General features: G+C 65.0%; 20 protein-coding genes and 1 pseudogene. 14 read left to right on the top strand and 7 right to left on the bottom strand.

Annotation, left to right across the window (positions count from 1 at the left end; all coding sequences use genetic code 11):
• Window positions 1-13 precede the first annotated feature (13 nt).
• Together K226_RS0118335 and K226_RS0118330 are read right to left on the bottom strand one after the other, a co-directional pair.
• Window positions 14-616, bottom strand: coding sequence for a GNAT family N-acetyltransferase (locus K226_RS0118335; protein ID WP_024816181.1), 603 nt, complete (start codon window positions 614-616; stop codon window positions 14-16).
• A 16-nt stretch (window positions 617-632) separates the two neighbouring features.
• Window positions 633-1,487, bottom strand: coding sequence for a MoxR family ATPase (locus tag K226_RS0118330; protein ID WP_024816180.1), 855 nt, complete (start codon window positions 1,485-1,487; stop codon window positions 633-635).
• 104 nt (window positions 1,488-1,591) lie between these two features.
• Here K226_RS0118330 and K226_RS0118325 point away from each other — a divergent pair, with 104 nt between their 5' ends.
• Complete coding sequence (locus K226_RS0118325; protein WP_024816179.1) at window positions 1,592-2,254, top strand: cytochrome c; 663 nt, start codon at window positions 1,592-1,594, stop codon at window positions 2,252-2,254.
• Window positions 2,255-2,774: 520 nt separating this feature from the next.
• Window positions 2,775-3,668 carry a universal stress protein gene (locus K226_RS0118320; protein WP_024816178.1) on the top strand — a complete coding sequence of 298 codons (894 nt, stop codon included), beginning with the start codon at window positions 2,775-2,777 and terminating at the stop codon, window positions 3,666-3,668.
• Between the two features lie 93 nt (window positions 3,669-3,761).
• Here K226_RS0118320 and K226_RS19220 read toward each other — a convergent pair.
• Window positions 3,762-4,197: pseudogene (locus tag K226_RS19220) on the bottom strand (DUF1841 family protein).
• A 176-nt stretch (window positions 4,198-4,373) separates the two neighbouring features.
• Between K226_RS19220 and K226_RS0118310 the strand changes: the two are divergent.
• Entirely contained in the window at window positions 4,374-4,595 is a 222-nt protein-coding gene (locus K226_RS0118310) for a hypothetical protein (protein WP_024816177.1), read from the top strand.
• 81 nt (window positions 4,596-4,676) lie between these two features.
• Here K226_RS0118310 and K226_RS0118305 read toward each other — a convergent pair whose 3' ends face one another.
• Window positions 4,677-5,474, bottom strand: coding sequence for an IclR family transcriptional regulator (locus K226_RS0118305; protein ID WP_024816176.1), 798 nt, complete (start codon window positions 5,472-5,474; stop codon window positions 4,677-4,679).
• Window positions 5,475-5,566: 92 nt separating this feature from the next.
• Here K226_RS0118305 and K226_RS0118300 point away from each other — a divergent pair, with 92 nt between their 5' ends.
• The 6 genes from K226_RS0118300 (at window position 5,567) to K226_RS0118275 (ending at window position 10,919) form a co-directional block, all read left to right on the top strand.
• Window positions 5,567-6,268, top strand: a complete 702-nt coding sequence (locus tag K226_RS0118300; protein ID WP_024816175.1) for a 3-oxoacid CoA-transferase subunit A — start codon at window positions 5,567-5,569, stop codon at window positions 6,266-6,268.
• 29 nt (window positions 6,269-6,297) lie between these two features.
• Window positions 6,298-6,942, top strand: a complete 645-nt coding sequence (locus K226_RS0118295) for a 3-oxoacid CoA-transferase subunit B (RefSeq protein WP_024816174.1) — start codon at window positions 6,298-6,300, stop codon at window positions 6,940-6,942.
• Window positions 6,943-6,979: 37 nt separating this feature from the next.
• Window positions 6,980-8,182: a 3-oxoadipyl-CoA thiolase gene (gene pcaF, locus K226_RS0118290; RefSeq protein ID WP_024816173.1), complete on the top strand. Its 1,203-nt coding sequence runs from the start codon at window positions 6,980-6,982 to the stop codon at window positions 8,180-8,182.
• 32 nt (window positions 8,183-8,214) lie between these two features.
• Window positions 8,215-9,015, top strand: a complete 801-nt coding sequence (gene pcaD, locus K226_RS0118285; RefSeq protein WP_024816172.1) for a 3-oxoadipate enol-lactonase — start codon at window positions 8,215-8,217, stop codon at window positions 9,013-9,015.
• A gap of 36 nt (window positions 9,016-9,051) precedes the next feature.
• On the top strand, window positions 9,052-9,780 hold the full coding sequence (locus K226_RS0118280; protein WP_024816171.1) for an SDR family oxidoreductase: 729 nt from the start codon (window positions 9,052-9,054) through the stop codon (window positions 9,778-9,780).
• 125 nt (window positions 9,781-9,905) lie between these two features.
• Window positions 9,906-10,919, top strand: coding sequence for a tripartite tricarboxylate transporter substrate binding protein (locus K226_RS0118275; RefSeq protein ID WP_024816170.1), 1,014 nt, complete (start codon window positions 9,906-9,908; stop codon window positions 10,917-10,919).
• A gap of 121 nt (window positions 10,920-11,040) precedes the next feature.
• Here K226_RS0118275 and K226_RS0118270 read toward each other — a convergent pair whose 3' ends face one another.
• The gene (locus K226_RS0118270) at window positions 11,041-11,682 is read right to left on the bottom strand and encodes a trimeric intracellular cation channel family protein (RefSeq protein ID WP_024816169.1); all 642 of its coding nucleotides are present in this window, start codon (window positions 11,680-11,682) and stop codon (window positions 11,041-11,043) included.
• Window positions 11,683-12,042: 360 nt separating this feature from the next.
• On the opposite strand from K226_RS0118270, the gene K226_RS0118265 reads away from it, so the two are divergent.
• The 3 genes from K226_RS0118265 (at window position 12,043) to K226_RS0118255 (ending at window position 13,945) form a co-directional block, all read left to right on the top strand.
• Window positions 12,043-12,681, top strand: coding sequence for a LysE family transporter (locus tag K226_RS0118265; RefSeq protein WP_024816168.1), 639 nt, complete (start codon window positions 12,043-12,045; stop codon window positions 12,679-12,681).
• A gap of 105 nt (window positions 12,682-12,786) precedes the next feature.
• Window positions 12,787-13,404: a ParA family protein gene (locus K226_RS0118260; RefSeq protein WP_024816167.1), complete on the top strand. Its 618-nt coding sequence runs from the start codon at window positions 12,787-12,789 to the stop codon at window positions 13,402-13,404.
• A 76-nt stretch (window positions 13,405-13,480) separates the two neighbouring features.
• Window positions 13,481-13,945 (top strand): MaoC family dehydratase, encoded by a 465-nt coding sequence (locus K226_RS0118255; protein ID WP_024816166.1) that lies wholly within the window; start codon window positions 13,481-13,483, stop codon window positions 13,943-13,945.
• Between the two features lie 130 nt (window positions 13,946-14,075).
• Here the strand turns inward: K226_RS0118255 and K226_RS0118250 are convergent, their stop codons facing one another.
• A complete protein-coding gene (locus tag K226_RS0118250; protein ID WP_024816165.1) occupies window positions 14,076-14,579 on the bottom strand; it encodes a tRNA (cytidine(34)-2'-O)-methyltransferase in 504 nt (167 codons plus the stop codon).
• Between the two features lie 58 nt (window positions 14,580-14,637).
• The gene (locus K226_RS0118245) at window positions 14,638-15,360 is read right to left on the bottom strand and encodes a ComF family protein (protein ID WP_024816164.1); all 723 of its coding nucleotides are present in this window, start codon (window positions 15,358-15,360) and stop codon (window positions 14,638-14,640) included.
• 35 nt (window positions 15,361-15,395) lie between these two features.
• On the opposite strand from K226_RS0118245, the gene K226_RS0118240 reads away from it, so the two are divergent.
• The gene (locus tag K226_RS0118240; RefSeq protein WP_024816163.1) at window positions 15,396-16,298 is read left to right on the top strand and encodes a hypothetical protein; all 903 of its coding nucleotides are present in this window, start codon (window positions 15,396-15,398) and stop codon (window positions 16,296-16,298) included.
• Window positions 16,299-16,412: 114 nt separating this feature from the next.
• On the top strand, window positions 16,413-16,874 hold the full coding sequence (locus K226_RS0118235) for a DUF2244 domain-containing protein (protein ID WP_024816162.1): 462 nt from the start codon (window positions 16,413-16,415) through the stop codon (window positions 16,872-16,874).
• The last annotated feature ends 53 nt before the right edge of the window (window positions 16,875-16,927 follow it).

The raw sequence follows: 16,927 nt of genomic DNA, 5'->3' as shown, positions 1-16,927 counted from the left end.
TGGCCTCAAGCGCTTATGTGACAAGCGTATGATGCTCTAAAAGGTATAGCAACTGTGCCCGGGCCTCTGGCCATTCGCCCAAGCGCATGCTGTACATCACCGTGTCGCGAATGGTGCCGTCGCGGCGCAGCGCGTGGCCGCGGATCACGCCGTCTTTTTTGGCACCCAGCCGTTCGATGGCGCGTTGCGAGGCAAAGTTGTAGTTGTCGGTGCGCCAGCCCACGACGTTGCAGCCGAGCTGGTCAAAGGCGTGGCCCATCATCAAAAGCTTGGCGATGGTGTTGACGTGGCTGCGCTGCACGCTTTTGCGGTACCAGGTCCAGCCAATCTCCACACGCTTCACGGCGGGCAGGATGTCGTGGTAGCTGGTGGTGCCCAGCACTGTGCCGGTGGCATCGTCGACCACCGCAAAAGCAAAGCGGTGGCCGTCTTCGCGCATCTTGAGCGCTGTTTCGATGTAGGCCCGTGTCTCATGCGGTTCGGGTACCGATGTGATGCGCAGCTTCCAAAGCTCGCCATCGGCAGCCGCCGCGCGCAGCCCGTCCTCGTGCGACAGCGCCAGGGGTTCCAGGCGCACGCCGTTGTGGCGCATGACCAGTGGTTGAACAAAACTCATGGCCGGGCTCCGGCAATCAACGGTTGCGTTGATTCATGAAGACGAGTTTTTCAAACAGGCTGACATCCTGTTCGTTCTTCAGTAGTGCACCCACCAGCGGTGGCACGGCCACTTTGTTGTCGGCGCTTTGCAGGGCCGACAGCGGAATGTCTTCAGCCACCAGCAACTTGAGCCAGTCGATCAGCTCGCTGGTGGAGGGCTTCTTTTTCAGGCCAGGCAGGTTGCGCACGTCGTAAAACGTCTTCATCGCCACGCCCAGCAGCTCGCTCTTGAGCGTGGGGAAGTGCACGTTCACGATCTGGCGCATGGTGTCGGCTTCGGGGAACTTGATGAAGTGAAAGAAGCAGCGGCGCAAAAAGGCGTCGGGCAGTTCCTTTTCGTTGTTCGAGGTGATGAACACCAGCGGCCGGTGCTTGGCCTTGATGAGTTCGCGCGTTTCGTAGCAGTAGAACTCCATGCGGTCGATCTCGCGCAGGAGGTCGTTCGGGAACTCGATGTCGGCCTTGTCGATTTCGTCGATCAGCAGTGCCACGGGGCGGTCGGCCGTGAAGGCTTGCCACAACACGCCCTGGACGATGTAGTTGCGGATGTCCTTGACGCGCTCGGCGCTGTCGCCATCGTTGAGCTGGCTGTCGCGCAGGCGGCTCACGGCGTCGTATTCATACAGGCCCTGCTGCGCCTTGGTGGTGGACTTGATGTGCCACTGCAGCAAGGGCATGTCCAGCGCCTGTGCCACTTCTTCGGCCAGCATGGTCTTGCCGGTGCCGGGCTCGCCCTTGACGAGCAGCGGGCGTTGCAGCGTGATGGCCGCGTTCACGGCAAGCATCAGGTCTTGGGTGGCGACGTAAGTCTGGGAACCTTGAAATTTCATGAACAAAACACCGAATCGTTGATGGATGGGCTTGACAAGCGGTGGCTATAATCGCCATCGGATCAGAGCCACGAGTTGAACCTTCATACGATTGTGCGCGCAAAATGAACAAGACGTTGACCACGATATTCGCCCTGGCTGTCGCTTGCGTGACGGCGGTGTCCCACGCCCAGGAAGCCAAGGGAGATGTCGAAGCCGGCAAGCAGAAAATTGCGATGTGCATCGGCTGCCACGGCATTCCGGGTTACCAGTCGAGCTTTCCCGAAGTGCATAAGGTACCCATGATCTCGGGCCAAAGCGGCAAGTACATTGCTGCCGCCCTCACGGCCTACAAAAAGGGCGAGCGCAAGCACCCCACGATGCGCGGCGTCTCCGACTCCTTGACCGAGCAGGACATTGCCGACGTATCGGCCTATTACGAACAACACGGCAAGACCAGCGCCGAGCTGCCCGCCAAGTCGGGTCGCGAACCCAGCGTGCAAGTGGCCGAGTTGCTGAAAAAGGGTGCCTGCGTTTCCTGCCACGGCGACAACTTTGCCAAGCCCATCGATCCGTCCTATCCCAAGATAGCGGGCCAGCACGCTGATTACCTGTTCGTGGCGCTCAAGGCCTACAAGGTGGAAAAGAACACCCATGTCGGCCGCGGCAACGCCATCATGGGCGGCATCGCCAAGCAGTTCACCAACGCGGAGCTGAAGGCAATTGCAAGCTATGTGGGCTCGCTCGAAAGCGACCTGCACACGGTGCCGCAATCGCGTTTTCGTTGAGCTGACCGCCGGTTGGGGCCTCGTCCCGCAAACCAGGCCATTCGCACAGAGCCCGCAGCCAGCGGGCTCTTTTGTTTCTGGCCATGCACACATGGCGCTTGGTGTCGCAGGCGCCTGCCTATCTGGCACACCGCGCAGGGGCTTGGTTGTCCTTTGGGGGAGTCGTTCGTAAAATACCCCTATGCGTTTTCTGGTTTCTCCCTCCTGTGTCCGTGCCGCCGAGTCGTCCACGACTGCTGCGTTGCCCGCACACATCGTGCAAAGGACGGGTGTTCTGAAACCAGCTTCCACGGCCGCAGATTCCTAGGCCCGGCGGTTTCTTCTTTCCCCAAGAGCGTCATCGACCCACCGCCGGGCAGTCATGCCGGACCAGTGCGCGCGACAGCATGTCGTGCTGCGGCCATTGAGATTCCGGTTTTCACCGCTCACGTTTCGTGGTTTTCCGTTGCGTGGGCGCACTGATGGCGCCATCCAGCGCGGCGCTTTGCGCCGGCCGTTTGTACGCTTACCGGGAAGTTCCATGCACCTTCAGACCATTGTTGCCATCACCGATTTTTCTGCCGCCGCCGAGCAGGCGCTGGACCGCGCTGCCATGGTTGCAGCCGATCACCATGCGCGCTTGCGCATCCACTACGGCACCGACACGCCCGATCCCAAGTTCGCCGATCCGCACGCGCGGCTGGAACAGCGGGCGCGCCAGCTGGCCCGGCGCCATGATGTTGCCGTCGTTGCCGCAAGGCAGGGCACCGGCGACGTGGTGGCCGATGCGCTGGCCGCAACGGCGGGAGCAGATTTGCTGGTGATGGACCGGCGGGCGCATTTCAACTGGGGGCGCCTGCTGCGGGGTTCGCCATGGGCGCGAGTCTTGCGTGGCAGTCGCTGTCCGGTGCTGATCGTGCAGAACGCACCCAAAAGTGCCTATCGTCATGTACTGGTTGCGGTGGATTTTTCCGAGACCGCAGGGGCGTTGGTGCGGTATGCCGGGGGGCTGCAAGGGGAGGCGCGACTGGAGCTTTATCACGCGATTGACCGGCGCAACGAAGCCAAACTGCGCAGCGCCGAAGCGTCGATGCAGGCCATTCAGGCCTATCGCGCCGAAGTGCGCGAGCAGGCACGCCAAAAGATGCTGCCGCTTGCCACCGCTTTGGACACGCGGCGCAACCGTGTGGCCTCGGTGCTGGGAGCCGGAGACCCGGCCCGGCAGCTTGCCGTGCAACACGAAGCCTCAGGAGCCGATCTCATTGCAGTCGGGTACCAGCGCCGCCCGGCACCCGTTGATTGGTTGATGGGCAGTGTCGCGGTCCGGCTGGTGGGCCACGTGCAATGTGATGTGTTGGTGTTTCCGCGCGACTATGCGTTGCGCGAAGGCCGCACAACGGCGCGAAACTGTGCTGTTTCTGGCTTGTCGGCCTGACGCTTGCGCCGTCCCGTTCAGCGTTTGAGCGCCCAGGCGCCCAAAACCTGTGGTGGAGCTTGCGCCGCGATCAACGCAGCGTTGGCGACCGCTTCAGTCCCGGGTGGCGCGGCGCTGCACGCAGGCGATGTAGGCGTCTCCATCGGGGGGGGCGGCCGGCGCGCTGGCTTTCCCACAGCATCTGGCCCAGGCAGTCCATGGTGGCGTGGTGGGCGTCGTGCAGGGAATCAAGGCGCGCGGTGAGCAGCTCTACCGCCTGGCGGATGCCGCGCGGCTGGTCGATGCTGCACTGTTCGCTGATCGACAGGTGCATCGACAGGTGCAGAAACGGGTTGGTCTGCTCTGGCGTTTCGTCGTAGTTGCGCGCCACGGCGGCGTCGGCGTCGGCCAGCTCGGCGTGGTACTCGGGGTGCTCTGCAATCCACAGGCTGGCCAGCGTTTCGATGGCCTCCATGGGGGCGCCGCTCAGGGTCTTGGCGTGCACTGCGCAGAGAAAGCGGCGCACATCGGCTTGGGACGGGTTGAACATGGCCCTGAGCGTAGCACGCAGTGGCAGCGATGCCGGCGCACAACGGGTGGTGCGCCGTTGCGGTGGCGTCCTACATGCGCAGGCGCCGGGCGCGTCTACAGTGGCCGGGCACAGGCGGGGAAACCGGGGTCGCTGCTGCGCCTTTGTCCAACAGCCCCGGATTTGGGAGATATGCCATGAATGCACTGCGTCTGACCGGAGCGATCCTGATCGTATTGGGGCTGGCCGGGTTTTTTACCGGCGGTTTCAGCTTCACCAAAGAAACCACGCAGGCCAAGCTGGGTCCGCTGGAGCTCACCGTGAAAGACAAGGAATCGGTGAATGTGCCCCAGTGGCTGAGCCTGGGCGCCATTGCGCTGGGGGCCGTGGTGCTGGTGCTGGGTTTTCGCAAGAATTGAACTGCTTGGGCAGGCAGCGCGAATACGCGGTGCGCGCTGTTAGCCGTTTGCCGGCGGCTGTTCGGCCCCAAGGCCCGCACGTCAGTTGCGCTGAAGGCTCAGCAGCCGTGAAATGGTGCGCGCTGCCTTCAGCAGGGCGGGCAGCATGGTGGCCTGCATCACCTCGGCGCTGGTGCGGTTGGCCTGGCCGCTGATATTGAGGGCGGCCACGGTCTGGCCCGCGCGGTTGGTCAGCGGCGCGGCAATCGAAATCAGCCCTTCCTCCAGTTCCTGATTGATCAGGCACCAGCCCTGTGTGCGTGCCTGGCGTATGCGTTCGAGCAGCGTGGCCACGTCCACGGTGGTGTGCTGGGTAAAGCGCTGGGGGTTCAGGCCCTGCAGCCGTGCCACCAGTTCTTCGTCGGGCAGGCCCGCCAGCAGCACCCGCCCCATCGATGTCCACGGCGCGGGCAGGCGCGAACCCACGCCCAGGTTGGTGCGCATGATCTTGTGCGTGGGCAGCCGCAGCACATAGACGATATCGAGGCCGTCCAGCACGGCCGCCGAGCACGACTCGCGCACCTGCTCCACCAGCTCCTCCATCACCGGCTCGGCCAGATCCCAGATGGGCATGGAAGACAGGTAGGCAAAGCCGAGATCAAGGATGCGCGGGGTCAGGCGAAACAGCCGACCATCACTTTCCACATAGCCCAGCGTCTGCAGCGTGAGCAGAATGCGCCGCGCGCCCGCGCGCGTCAGGCCGGTCTGCGCGGCAACCTCGCTCAGCGTCTGCTGCGGCGCGGTGGCACTGAACGAGCGGATCACTTCCAGGCCGCGCGCAAACGACTGCACGTAGCTGTCGCCCGGTTTCGGGCTGGCGGGAGGGGTATTGGTGTTCATGAAATGCCCGGTTTATAATTCTCTATGCGAACATTTGTTCATTATACGAACAAATTGGTGGCAATTTTTTGACACTTCCCGGAAGACTTTCCATGATCAACAAGATAGCGGACTCGGTGGCGCAGGCACTTGCGGGTGTGAAGGATGGCGCCACGGTGCTGATTGGCGGCTTTGGCACGGCGGGCATTCCTGACGAGCTGATCGACGGCCTGATCGCCCATGGTGCGCGCGACCTCACCATCGTGAACAACAACGCCGGCAACGCCGAGCAGGGCGTGGCGGCGCTGCTCAAGGCCGGACAGGTGCGCAAGATCATTTGCAGCTTTCCGCGCCAGGCCGACAGCTATGTGTTTGACGAGCTTTACCGCAGCGGCAAGCTGGAACTGGAGCTGGTGCCGCAGGGCAACCTGGCCGAGCGCATCCGCGCCGCAGGTGCTGGCATTGGCGCCTTTTTCTGCCCCACGGCCTATGGCACCGAGCTGGCCGCGGGCAAAGAGACGCGCGAAATCAATGGCAAGCACTACGTGCTGGAGTACCCCATCTACGGCGACGTGGCCCTGATCAAGGCCGAAAAGGGCGACCGCTGGGGCAACCTGACCTATCGCATGTCGGCGCGCAACTTTGGCCCCGTGATGGCCACCGCCGCCAAGACCACGGTTGCCACGGTGCACGAATTGGTGGAGCTGGGCGCGCTCGACCCCGAAGCCATCGTCACGCCGGGCGTCTATGTGAGCCACGTGGTGAAGATCGCCCGCGTGGCCACCCAGGCGGGTGGCATGAAGAAATCTGCATGAAATTGGCCTCTGGCGCAAAAGGAGCAAGCGTGAGTAGCTATCAAAAACGTAGTAAAGAAGAGTTGGCCAAACGGGTGGCGCAAGACATCCACGACGGCGCCTATGTCAACCTGGGCATCGGCCAGCCGACCCTGGTGGCCAACCACATTCCCGCAGGCCGCGAAGTCGTCCTGCAAAGCGAGAACGGCATCCTGGGTATGGGCCCGGCGCCCGCTGCGGGCAGCGAAGACTATGACCTCATCAACGCAGGCAAGCAGCCCGTGACCCTGCTGCCCGGCGGCGCGTATTTTCACCACGCTGACAGCTTTGCCATGATGCGCGGCGGTCACCTCGACATCTGCGTGCTGGGCGCCTTTCAGGTGTCGGCCACGGGCGACCTGGCCAACTGGAGCACGGGCGAGCCCGGCGCCATTCCTGCCGTGGGCGGTGCCATGGACCTGGCCATCGGTGCCAAGCAGACCTGGGTGATGATGGACTTGCTCACCAAGCAGGGCGCCAGCAAGGTCGTGGCGCAGTGCACCTATCCGCTCACCGGCATCGGCTGCGTCAAGCGCATTTACTCCGACCTTGCCACGCTGGCCTGCACGCCGCAGGGCCTGCAGCTCATCGACAAGGTCGAAGGGCTGGAGCACGCTGAGCTCGAACGCCTTGTCGGCCTGCCCATCCAGGCCTGAATTCACCTCAATCCCGACAAACCCCCAGGAGACACCCATGACCCAAGCTTTCATCTGTGACGCCATCCGCACCCCTTTCGGCCGCTACGGCGGTGCCTTGTCCAGCGTGCGCACCGACGACCTCGGCGCCATCCCGCTCAAGGCGCTGATGGAGCGCAATCCGGGCGTGGACTGGGCCGCCGTGACCGACGTGCTTTATGGCTGCGCCAACCAGGCCGGTGAAGACAACCGCAACGTGGCGCGCATGTCGGCCCTGCTGGCGGGCCTGCCACTGGAAGTGCCCGGCGGCACCATCAACCGCCTGTGCGGCTCGGGCCTGGATGCCGTGGGCACGGCCGCGCGCGCCATCAAGGCCGGCGAGGCCGGTCTGATGATTGCCGGTGGCGTGGAAAGCATGAGCCGCGCCCCGTTTGTCATGCCCAAGGCAGAAAGCGCCTTCAGCCGCAACAACGCCGTGTATGACACCACGATTGGCTGGCGCTTCGTCAACAAGCTGATGAAGGCGCAGTACGGCGTGGATTCGATGCCCGAAACGGCCGAAAACGTGGCCACCGACTTTGGCATCGAGCGCGAGGCGCAGGACCTGATGGCCCTGAACAGCCAGCTGCGTGCCGTGGCCGCCATCGAAGCTGGCCACCTGGCGCGCGAGATCTGCCCGGTCACCATCCCGCAGAAAAAGGGCGATGCCATCGTCGTGGACACCGACGAACACCCCCGCAAGACCAGCCTGGAAGCGCTGGCCAAGCTCAAGGGCGTGGTGCGGCCTGACGGCACCGTCACGGCCGGCAACGCCAGCGGTGTGAACGACGGCGCCTGCGCGCTGCTGCTGGCCGACGAAGCCAACGCCGCCAAGTATGGCCTGACGCCGCGCGCCCGCGTGGTCGGCATGGCCACCGCCGGCGTGGCGCCGCGCATCATGGGCTTTGGCCCCACGCCCGCCACCCTGAAGGTGCTGGCGCAAACCGGCCTCACCATTGACCACATGGACGTGATCGAGCTCAACGAAGCCTTTGCCGCGCAGGGCCTGGCCGTGCTGCGCGCCCTGGGCCTGAAAGATGACGACGCCCGTGTGAACGCCTGGGGCGGCGCCATTGCGCTGGGCCACCCGCTGGGCGCCAGCGGTGCCCGCCTGGCCACCACGGCCGTGAACCGCCTGCACGCCACCGGCGGCAAATACGCGCTGTGCACCATGTGCATTGGCGTGGGGCAGGGCATTGCCGTGATCCTCGAACGCGTCTGACCGTGCCAAAACTCACCGCGCCAACACAAGCCGTGCAGACACCAACCATCGACACCCCCGGCGGGCGCTTTCGCGTGCGCCTGGATGGGCCCGCTGATGCGCCGGTGCTGGTGTTTTCCAACTCGCTGGGCACGCCGCTGGAGATGTGGGACGCGCAGGCGCAGCACTTCGCCCAGACCCACCGCGTGCTGCGCTACGACACGCGCGGCCATGGCGGCAGCGTGGTGTCGCAAGGCCCCTACAGCCTGGAGCAACTCGGCGGTGATGTTCTGGCGCTGCTGGACGCGCTGGGCATTGCCAAGGCCAGCTTTTGCGGCATCTCCATGGGCGGCCTCACCGGGCTGTGGCTGGGCGTGCACGCGGGCGGGCGCCTGAACCACCTGGTGGTCTGCAACAGTGCCGCCAAAATTGGCACGGCCGAAGGCTGGCAAACCCGTGCTGCGCTGGTGCGCAACCAAGGCACCGCGGCCATGGCCGAGCTGGCCGCTTCGGCGCCCGGCCGCTGGTTCACCGAACCCTTCATCGCGGCCCAGCCCGCGCGGGTGGCCCTGGCGCAAGGCTGGATTGCCGGCATCGCGCCCGAGGGCTATGCCGCCTGCTGCGAGGCACTGGCCCAGGCCGACCTGCGAAATGCCATTGCCGCCATTCGCGTGCCCACGTTGCTGATTGCCGGTGCCAGTGACCCGGTGACCACCGTGGCCGATGCGAAGGCCATGCAGCGGGCCATTGCCGGTGCGCGCCTGGCCGAAGTACCGGCTTCGCACCTGTCCAACCTAGAAGCACCGGCTGCGTTTGACGACGCGCTGGCCGCCTTTTTGGCCATGGGTGCCTGAACCGTTGGCGCCCCACGCCATTCACCCGCAAAAACCATGACCCAGCCCAATACCACCCCCGAGCGCGTGCTGATCACCGGCGGCGGCGCCGGCATCGGTGCTGCCATTGCCGAGCGCTGCCGTGCCGAGGGCTACCTGCCGATCGTCATCGACCGCGTGGTGGACTCCGTGCCCGGCGCCATCCGTGCCGACCTGTCGGATGCGGCAGACACCGCGCGCGCACTGCAAGAGGCGCTGGCCAGCGGTCCCATCACGCGGCTGGTGAACAACGTGGGCGTGGTGGTGCCGGCCGATGCCGAGCACCAGACGCTGGCCGAGTTCGACCTGGCCGTTTCGCTGAACCTGCGCTGCGCGTTTCAGTGCATGCAGGCACTGCTGCCGGGCATGAAGGCTGCGGGCTTCGGGCGCATTGTCAACATGTCCTCGCGCGCGGCGCTGGGCAAAGAGTTGCGCACCGCCTACGCCGCCACCAAGGCCGGCCTGATCGGCATGACACGGGTGTGGGCGCTGGAGCTGGGGCCGCACGGCATCACAGCCAACGCCATCGGGCCCGGCCCCATCCGCACTGCGCTGTTCGACCGTGCCAACCCGCCCGACGCCCCGCGCACCCGCGCCATCATCGAGGCCGTGCCCGTCAGGCGCATTGGCACGCCCGACGACGTGGCCCACGCCGCCAGCTACCTGCTGGATGCGCGCAGTGGTTTCGTCACGGGGCAGGTTCTGTATGTCTGCGGCGGCATGACCGTGGGCGTGGCGGGCGTGTGAGCGCCTTGTTCACAACCCTTCACCGCGCCGCCCGAACCGGCCCTTTCACCCGTCTGCTGCGTCTGGGCGCATGTTTGCCCGGCACGGCGGATTCCATTGAACCGAGAAAGACAGAGGAAACAACCATGACCACTTCCACACACCGCACCTTCCTGACCGGCCGCCGCAAGGCCCTGGCTGTTTTGGCCAGCCTGGCTGCGGGCACGGCTGCCCTGCCGGGCGCCGCTTTTGCGCAGGCCGCTTATCCCGCCAAGCCTATTTCCATCGTCGTGCCCTTCTCGGCGGGCGGCACCACCGACATCCTGGCGCGCCTGGTGGGCCAATACCTCTCGGCCGAGCTGGGCCAGCCGGTGGTGATTGAAAACAAGGCCGGTGCGGGCGGCAACATCGGCGGGCAATATGCCGCCAAGGCCGCGGCCGACGGCTACACCCTGTTCATGGGCACCGTGGGCACGCAGTCCATCAACGCCAGCCTGTACAAGAAGATGCCCTTTGATCCCATCAAGGACTTCGCACCGCTGACGCGCGTGGCCAATGTGCCCAACCTGCTGGTGGCCAACCCCCAGCAGCCGTTCAAAACGGTGCCCGAAATGATTGCCTATGCCAAGGCCAATCCCGGCAAGATCAACTTTGGCTCGCCCGGCAACGGCGCTTCTCCGCACCTGTCGGGTGAACTGTTCAATGCGATGGCCAAGGTCGAACTCACGCACATTCCCTACAAGGGCAGCGCACCGGCCGTGACCGACCTGCTGGGCAACCAGATCGCCATCATGTTCGACAACCTGCCTTCGGTGATTCCGCATGTGCGTTCGGGCAAGTTGCGCGCCATTGCCATCACCACCGCCAAGCGCTCGCCCGAGCTGCCCGATGTGCCGACCATCGCCGAAGCCGGTGTGCCCGGTTATGAGGCCATGTCGTGGTTCGGCCTGCTCGCGCCTGCGGCCACGCCCGCGCCCGTGCTGGCCAAGCTCAGCGGTGCTTTGGCCAAGGTGCTGGCGAACCCCGAGGTGAAGAAGAAGATCGTTGACCAGGGCGGCGAGCCCGTCAATGAAACCCCTGCCCAGTTTGCCGCCTTCATCCAGTCTGAATCGGTGAAGTGGGGCAAGGTGGTCAAGTCGTCGGGCGCAAGCCTGGACTGATCTGTAGCCGGGTTGCTTATAAATTAATAGCTGCTGGCGCACATGGATAGTGCGCCAGCAGCTATTTTTGTTTCAAGGTACGCGGCACCGGCAGTGGGCCTTTAGAGCCTGGTCCAGGCTCTTACACCCGCCACGCAGGCAGCTGCCAGTTGCGCCACAGCGCCAGCACGCGCAGTCCGGCGGTCACCAGCACGCAGGCCAGCAGCGGGGCCCAGTCGGGAGCCTGCACCTGGCGCAGCGCCACATCCACCCAGCCGCCGGCAAAGGCGCACAGGGCATAGGGGCGGTGGTCGCTGAAGGCCTGGGGCACCTCGTTGCACAGCACGTCGCGCAGCACACCGCCAAACACCCCGGTGATCACGCCCATCATCACGGCTATGAGCGCCGGCATGCCCACGGCCATGGCCACGTCCACGCCGATGGCTGCAAACAGGCCCAGACCAATCGTGTCGGGCAGCAGCATGGCACGCTCGGTGGGTTTGAAGTGGCGCTGGCGCATGAACAGCATGGCGCCCACGCACAGCGCCAGAATGCCCCACACATAGCCAGTGTGGCGCACCCAGAAAAAGGGCCGCTGGTCCAGCAGCAGGTCGCGCAAGGTGCCGCCGCCAAAGGCGGCGACGCAGGCCACCACGCACACGCCCACCGCGTCCATGCGCTGGCGTGCGGCGGCGATCATTCCCGACAAGGCAAAGGCGGCGGTGGCGGCTATTTCGAGCACAAAGCGCAGGGTGGGTATCCACGGGGTTTCAGCGAGGTCCATGGGGATGGATTGTGCAGGCGCGGCGGTGACAGCAGCCAACAGTGGCGCGCGTGCTGGTGCAGGCGGGTGGATCGCAGAAGGTGTAAAGTGCTATTGAATATATAGCTGCTAGCGCTTTCTTCGAAAGGGCTAGAGTCATATTTTGCTTGACTTTTATGCCCGCCGCAGGCCAACCCGCTTGCCATGGGCCGGATGAAGGTCCGTGGGCAGGGAGAGCACGGACTTTGGCAGGCCCGGCCTGAACGGATGCAAGGCTGGGGCTGCTGGCGCATCGCTTCAGTGGAGCCGGTTTTTGCCGCTGTTGCGTGCATCGGAAGTTCCGTTGCTAAGATGCCAGCCCTTCTCGCTTGGGGCTTTTTTATGGACTTGCAGACTTGGCTGGCTTTTTTTGCGGCGTCTTGCCTGATTGCGGTGTCGCCGGGCTCGGGGGCCGTGCTGTCGATGAGCCACGGCCTGTCGTATGGCGTGCGCAAGACCGGGGCCACCATTGCCGGGCTGCAGGCCGGGCTGCTGCTGATCTTGCTGATTGCCGGTGCGGGCGTGGGCTCGCTGCTGCTGGCTTCCGAGGTGGCTTTCAGCGTGGTCAAGGTGCTGGGCGCCTGCTATCTCATCTATGTGGGCTGGAGCCAGTGGCGCGCGGGTGCCACTTCGCCCATTCAAGGAAACGACGCGGCTCCGGCCGGCCCCTGGAAAAAGCGTTTTCTGACGGGTTTTCTGACCAACGCCACCAACCCCAAGGGCATCATCTTCATGGTGGCCGTGCTGCCCCAGTTCATGACCGAAGGCCGCCCGCTGTGGTTGCAGCTATTGGTGATGGCCGCCACCACGGTGGCCGTGGACGTGACGGTGATGCATGGCTACGCAGCGGGTGCCAGCGCCCTGCGCCGCCTGATGCGCAGTGCCCGTGCGGTGCGCACGCAAAACCGGGTGTTTGGCGGGCTGCTGATGGCGGTGGGTGCGGGGCTGTTTTTTGTCAAGCGTGGCGGGCAGCACGCGTGAGTTAAAAATGCTATTTAAATAATAGCTACTAGCGCTTGATTTATAAGCGCTAGAGGCCGATTCCATTCAAATTCTATCCAACGGGTGATTCCGGGAGGTTGTGTCATGCCAGTGGTCGTTGTTGCCAATCCCAAGGGCGGCGTGGGCAAGTCCACGCTGTCCACCAACGTGGCCGGGTATTACGCCCGCCAGGGGCATCTGGTGATCCTGGGGGACACCGATCGCCAGCAGTCTGCCCGTCTGTGGCTGGGCCTGCGCCCGCCCGCCGCCCGCCCGATTGGCGCATGGGATGTCAGTGCCGACGAGATCACCAAGCCGCCCAAGGGCAGTTCGCACGCGGTGCTCGACACCCCGGCGGGCCTGCATGGCCGGCGTCTGGGCGATGTGCTCAAGCTGGCCGACCGCATCATCGTGCCGCTGCAGCCCAGCGTGTTTGATATTTTTGCCACGCGCGCTTTTCTGGACCAGCTGGCCGAGCACCGCCACGCCGCGGGCGTGCAGGTGGGCATTGTGGGCATGCGGGTGGATGCGCGCACCAAGGCCGCCGAGCAGTTGCACCACTTTGTCGACAGCCTGGGTTTCCCGGTGCTGGGCTATCTGCGCGACACGCAAAACTATGTGCACCTGGCAGCGCACGGGCTCACGCTTTTCGATGTGGCGCCCGCACGCGTGGCGCGTGACCTGGAGCAGTGGCAGGGCATCTGCACCTGGCTGGACGCCTGAAAACCGCAGGCAGCACGGGGTGTCGCTGTCACGCGCCTGACAGGCGCCGGGCGGGTAGCGGCGCACCATTGCCCTCATGAAAACCTTCCGCTCTTATTCTGAAGTCAGCGCCTGCGTGGGCCAGGAAGTCGCCGTGACCGACTGGATCACCATCACGCAGGAACAGGTCAACCTGTTTGCCCAGGCCACGGGCGACCACCAGTGGATCCATGTGGACCCCGAGCGGGCCAAGGCCGGGCCGTTTGGTGCGCCCATTGCCCATGGCTTTCTCACGCTGTCGCTGATTCCGCGATTTTTTGAGGGCGGCATGCGCATCGAAGGCGCCCGCATGGGCGTGAACTACGGCCTGAACCGGGTGCGCTTTACGGCACCCGTGCCAGTGGGCAGCCGCCTGCGCGCGCGGCTGGTGCTGCAGGCCACTGAGCCCCTGGCGCCCGACGGGTTGCAGATGACCTGGCTGGTGACGGTGGAGCGCGAGGGCAGCGACAAGCCAGCCTGCGTGGCTGAATCCGTGGCACGCAGCTACGGCGCTGCGCCATAAAGCGCGTTCAGCCCGCTGCGGTTTTCAGCGTCTCACGGGTCGCCGCAGATCCGGGTGTTTCTTGATTTTGAGAGCGAGCACTCGCAGCGCCTGGCCTCTGTGTGCCAGAGCGCCTGAAGGCGGCAGCGCCTCAGAGCAATTGCTCTACCGGCGAAGCGACTGCCACGCCCGGTACGCCAAAGCTGTTCTGGCGCCAGGCCTCGAACACCGTCACTGCCACGGCGTTGGACAGGTTCAGGCTGCGTTGACCGGCCACCATGGGCAGCCGCAACCGCTGTGCGGGCGGGAAGGTCTCGCGCAACTCGGGGGGCAATCCGCGCGTCTCGGCCCCGAAAACCAGCCAGTCGCCGGGGAAAAAGCAGGTGTCAAAGGCGGTCTGGGTGCCATGTGTCGTCATGGCAAACATGCGCGTGGGGTCGGGCTGGGCGTTACGCAAAAAGGCGGTCCACCCCGGATGCCGCTGCACCTGTGTGTACTCGTGGTAGTCGAGCCCGGCGCGGCGCATCAGCCGGTCTTCCATCGAGAATCCCAAGGGCTCGATCAGGTGCAGCGTGCAGCCCGCGTTGGCTGACAGGCGAATCACGTTGCCGGTGTTGGGCGGGATTTCGGGTTCGACCAGAACGATATGAAACATGCTCCGTATTGTCGTTCGGACATTCGGGCGTGGCGCAGCGCCGTCGTAAACAAAAGTTTCAGTCCGGTTCTGTGCGCGCCACCACCATGGCCGTGATGTGCGCAGCACCGGCCTCGCGCAGCGCGTGGGCCGCCGCATTCAGGGTGGCACCGGTGGTCATCACATCGTCCACCAGCACAATGCGCCGCCCTTGCACGGCGGCCGCGCGGGTGGGCTCGACGGCAAACGCACCCAGCAGGTTGCGCAGGCGCTGGCTGCGCGGCAGGCCGCTTTGCGCTTCGGTGGCGCGCAGCCGCAGCAGCAGGGCGGTGTCCACCCTGGGGCCGGCAATGTGGCGGGCCAGCAGGGCGGCCTGGTTGAAGCCGCGCTCTTGCAGGCGCTCGCGTGACAGGGGCACCGGCAGCACCAGGTCGGCAGACTCCAGTGCCGGCTCTACCCAGGGCGCGCTGCGCAGCAGCGTGGCCAGCGCCGAGGCCCAGCCCGGGTCTCCGCGAAACTTGAAATCGGCCATGGCGCCAGCCCATGGGTAGCCATAGTCCACCGCGGCCAGGCAAGCGTCCACCCGCGGGGGCTCGCGCAGGCAGGCGCCGCATTGCGAAACACCTTCGGGCACTGGCAGGGCGCAGCGCGCGCAGCGTGTGCGGGGCTGTGCAAACCGGGCGGCACAGCCATCGCAGACGCGCCGGGCGGGCCAGGCGTGGCACACGGCACACTGGCTCGGCAGCTGGTCGATGAGTGCTCCGATGCGTCCGGATGCCCCTGTCAGCATCTTGTAGAACATCCAGTCAATATACTCGTCTGCCCTTTTCTTTCGCCATGTCCACCGAGCACCCTCCCACCATTGATCCCGTTGCAGCCGCCCGCTGGCACGCCGCAGCCCCTGCCCAATCTCCCTGGTTGCACGAAGAGGTGGCCCGGCGCATGGACGACCGCCTGCAATGGATTCGCCAGGCCCCCGCAGCCTGGTGCCACTGGGACGCGGTGCGCGGGGGGCTGCAAGGCCACGCCCTTGTCAGTGCCCGCTATCCGCAAGCGCTTTGCCTGGTAACGGAAACGTCGCCCCACTGCGTTCCGGTGGCGATGCAGGCGCTGACCCGGCCATGGTGGAGCCCCGCGCGATGGAGTGCGGGGCGCCCCCGGTTTGGTTTGCCGCAAGAGGGGGGGGTGCAGATGCTCTGGGCCAACATGGCCCTGCACATGGCAAGCGACCCGCAAGCCCTCATCGCCCAATGGCACCGGGCGCTGTCTGTGGATGGCTACCTGATGTTCTCGTGCCTTGGGCCCGACACCGCCAAGGAGCTGCACGCGGTGTATGCAGCACTCGGCTGGCCGCCGGCCGGGCATGCGTTCACCGACATGCACGACTGGGGCGATATGCTGGTGCAGGCCGGCTTTGCCGAGCCGGTGATGGACATGGAGCGCATCCGGCTGACCTTTGCCACGCCACAGCGGCTGCTGCAGGAGCTGGCAGAGCTGGGGTGCAATCTGCACCCTCAGCGGTTCCCTGCGTTGCGTGGACGCCACTGGCGCCGCCGCCTCCACGAAGTGCTGCAGGACAAGCTCGGGGAGCCGGACGAGGGTGGACAGCTGGCCCTGACCTTTGAAATCATCTACGGACATGCCTACAAACCCAAGCCAAGGGTGCGGGTAAGCGCCAGCAGTGCGGTTTCCCTGGAGGACATGCGCGCCATGCTGCGTGAGGGTTCATCTAAGGGTTAAACCGTAGTCACTTGTCAATGATCTAGAACAAGGCGCGCTACAATTCTCGCCAGATGAGAGTGGGGTGCCTTTGCGCACTGCACAGGTGTCGTAGCGGTTTTCAAGGCGTTTGCATTGACGAGTCTGATTTTTCGTTTTGCCACGGTGTCCGGCCAGCGCATTGACTGGCAGTTGTATCGCAATGGCCCAGTGGCGCGCCCCCGGTTGTGGTTGTGTGCCGTGCCTTTGGCAACCGCCTTGATTTTTTGGCTGGCGGGGGCCCCATGGGCCATCGCCTTTGCTGCATTGGCCATCATGGTTTTGGCCGTTGGCTTGGCCAGGTTCGGCCGCCATGCGGCGGACGGCGAGAGGATTTCTCTGCAAGGCGCTCGCCTTGTGGTCGAGAGGGAGACTGCGGGCCGGCTGGAGCGCGCGGAGTTTGACCGGAGCCGGGTTCGGGTGGAGCCCAAAACCGCAGACCGTTCGCTGATCACGCTGTCGGCACAGGGCCGTTCGATTGAAGTGGGGCGCTTTGTGCGCCCCGATCTTCGCCCGGCCCTGGCATCCGAGATACGCAGGGCCCTGCGCGCTGCCTGAACCCCAGTGGGCGCGCCAGGTGATTGGTTAATTAAGGCTTAGAAGTAAGTGAG

Origin of the sequence: Acidovorax sp. JHL-3 (assembly GCF_000526295.1) — a bacterium.
Lineage (GTDB): Bacteria > Pseudomonadota > Gammaproteobacteria > Burkholderiales > Burkholderiaceae_C > Acidovorax > Acidovorax defluvii.
Note: the sequence above shows the minus strand (reverse complement) of the source record. Positions and strands in the feature narration are given on the sequence as shown.

Bases quoted from the DNA above. Each gene is read 5' to 3' on its own strand.
- K226_RS0118335 (WP_024816181.1), bottom strand. From the start codon at position 616: ATGAGTTTTGTTCAACCACTGGTCATGCGCCACAACGGCGTGCGCCTG.
- K226_RS0118330 (WP_024816180.1), bottom strand. From the start codon at position 1,487: ATGAAATTTCAAGGTTCCCAGACTTACGTCGCCACCCAAGACCTGATG.
- K226_RS0118325 (WP_024816179.1), top strand. From the start codon at position 1,592: ATGAACAAGACGTTGACCACGATATTCGCCCTGGCTGTCGCTTGCGTG.
- K226_RS0118320 (WP_024816178.1), top strand. From the start codon at position 2,775: ATGCACCTTCAGACCATTGTTGCCATCACCGATTTTTCTGCCGCCGCC.
- K226_RS0118310 (WP_024816177.1), top strand. From the start codon at position 4,374: ATGAATGCACTGCGTCTGACCGGAGCGATCCTGATCGTATTGGGGCTG.
- K226_RS0118305 (WP_024816176.1), bottom strand. From the start codon at position 5,474: ATGAACACCAATACCCCTCCCGCCAGCCCGAAACCGGGCGACAGCTAC.
- K226_RS0118300 (WP_024816175.1), top strand. From the start codon at position 5,567: ATGATCAACAAGATAGCGGACTCGGTGGCGCAGGCACTTGCGGGTGTG.
- pcaF (WP_024816173.1), top strand. From the start codon at position 6,980: ATGACCCAAGCTTTCATCTGTGACGCCATCCGCACCCCTTTCGGCCGC.
- K226_RS0118280 (WP_024816171.1), top strand. From the start codon at position 9,052: ATGACCCAGCCCAATACCACCCCCGAGCGCGTGCTGATCACCGGCGGC.
- K226_RS0118275 (WP_024816170.1), top strand. From the start codon at position 9,906: ATGACCACTTCCACACACCGCACCTTCCTGACCGGCCGCCGCAAGGCC.
- K226_RS0118270 (WP_024816169.1), bottom strand. From the start codon at position 11,682: ATGGACCTCGCTGAAACCCCGTGGATACCCACCCTGCGCTTTGTGCTC.
- K226_RS0118265 (WP_024816168.1), top strand. From the start codon at position 12,043: ATGGACTTGCAGACTTGGCTGGCTTTTTTTGCGGCGTCTTGCCTGATT.
- K226_RS0118260 (WP_024816167.1), top strand. From the start codon at position 12,787: ATGCCAGTGGTCGTTGTTGCCAATCCCAAGGGCGGCGTGGGCAAGTCC.
- K226_RS0118255 (WP_024816166.1), top strand. From the start codon at position 13,481: ATGAAAACCTTCCGCTCTTATTCTGAAGTCAGCGCCTGCGTGGGCCAG.
- K226_RS0118250 (WP_024816165.1), bottom strand. From the start codon at position 14,579: ATGTTTCATATCGTTCTGGTCGAACCCGAAATCCCGCCCAACACCGGC.
- K226_RS0118245 (WP_024816164.1), bottom strand. From the start codon at position 15,360: ATGTTCTACAAGATGCTGACAGGGGCATCCGGACGCATCGGAGCACTC.
- K226_RS0118240 (WP_024816163.1), top strand. From the start codon at position 15,396: ATGTCCACCGAGCACCCTCCCACCATTGATCCCGTTGCAGCCGCCCGC.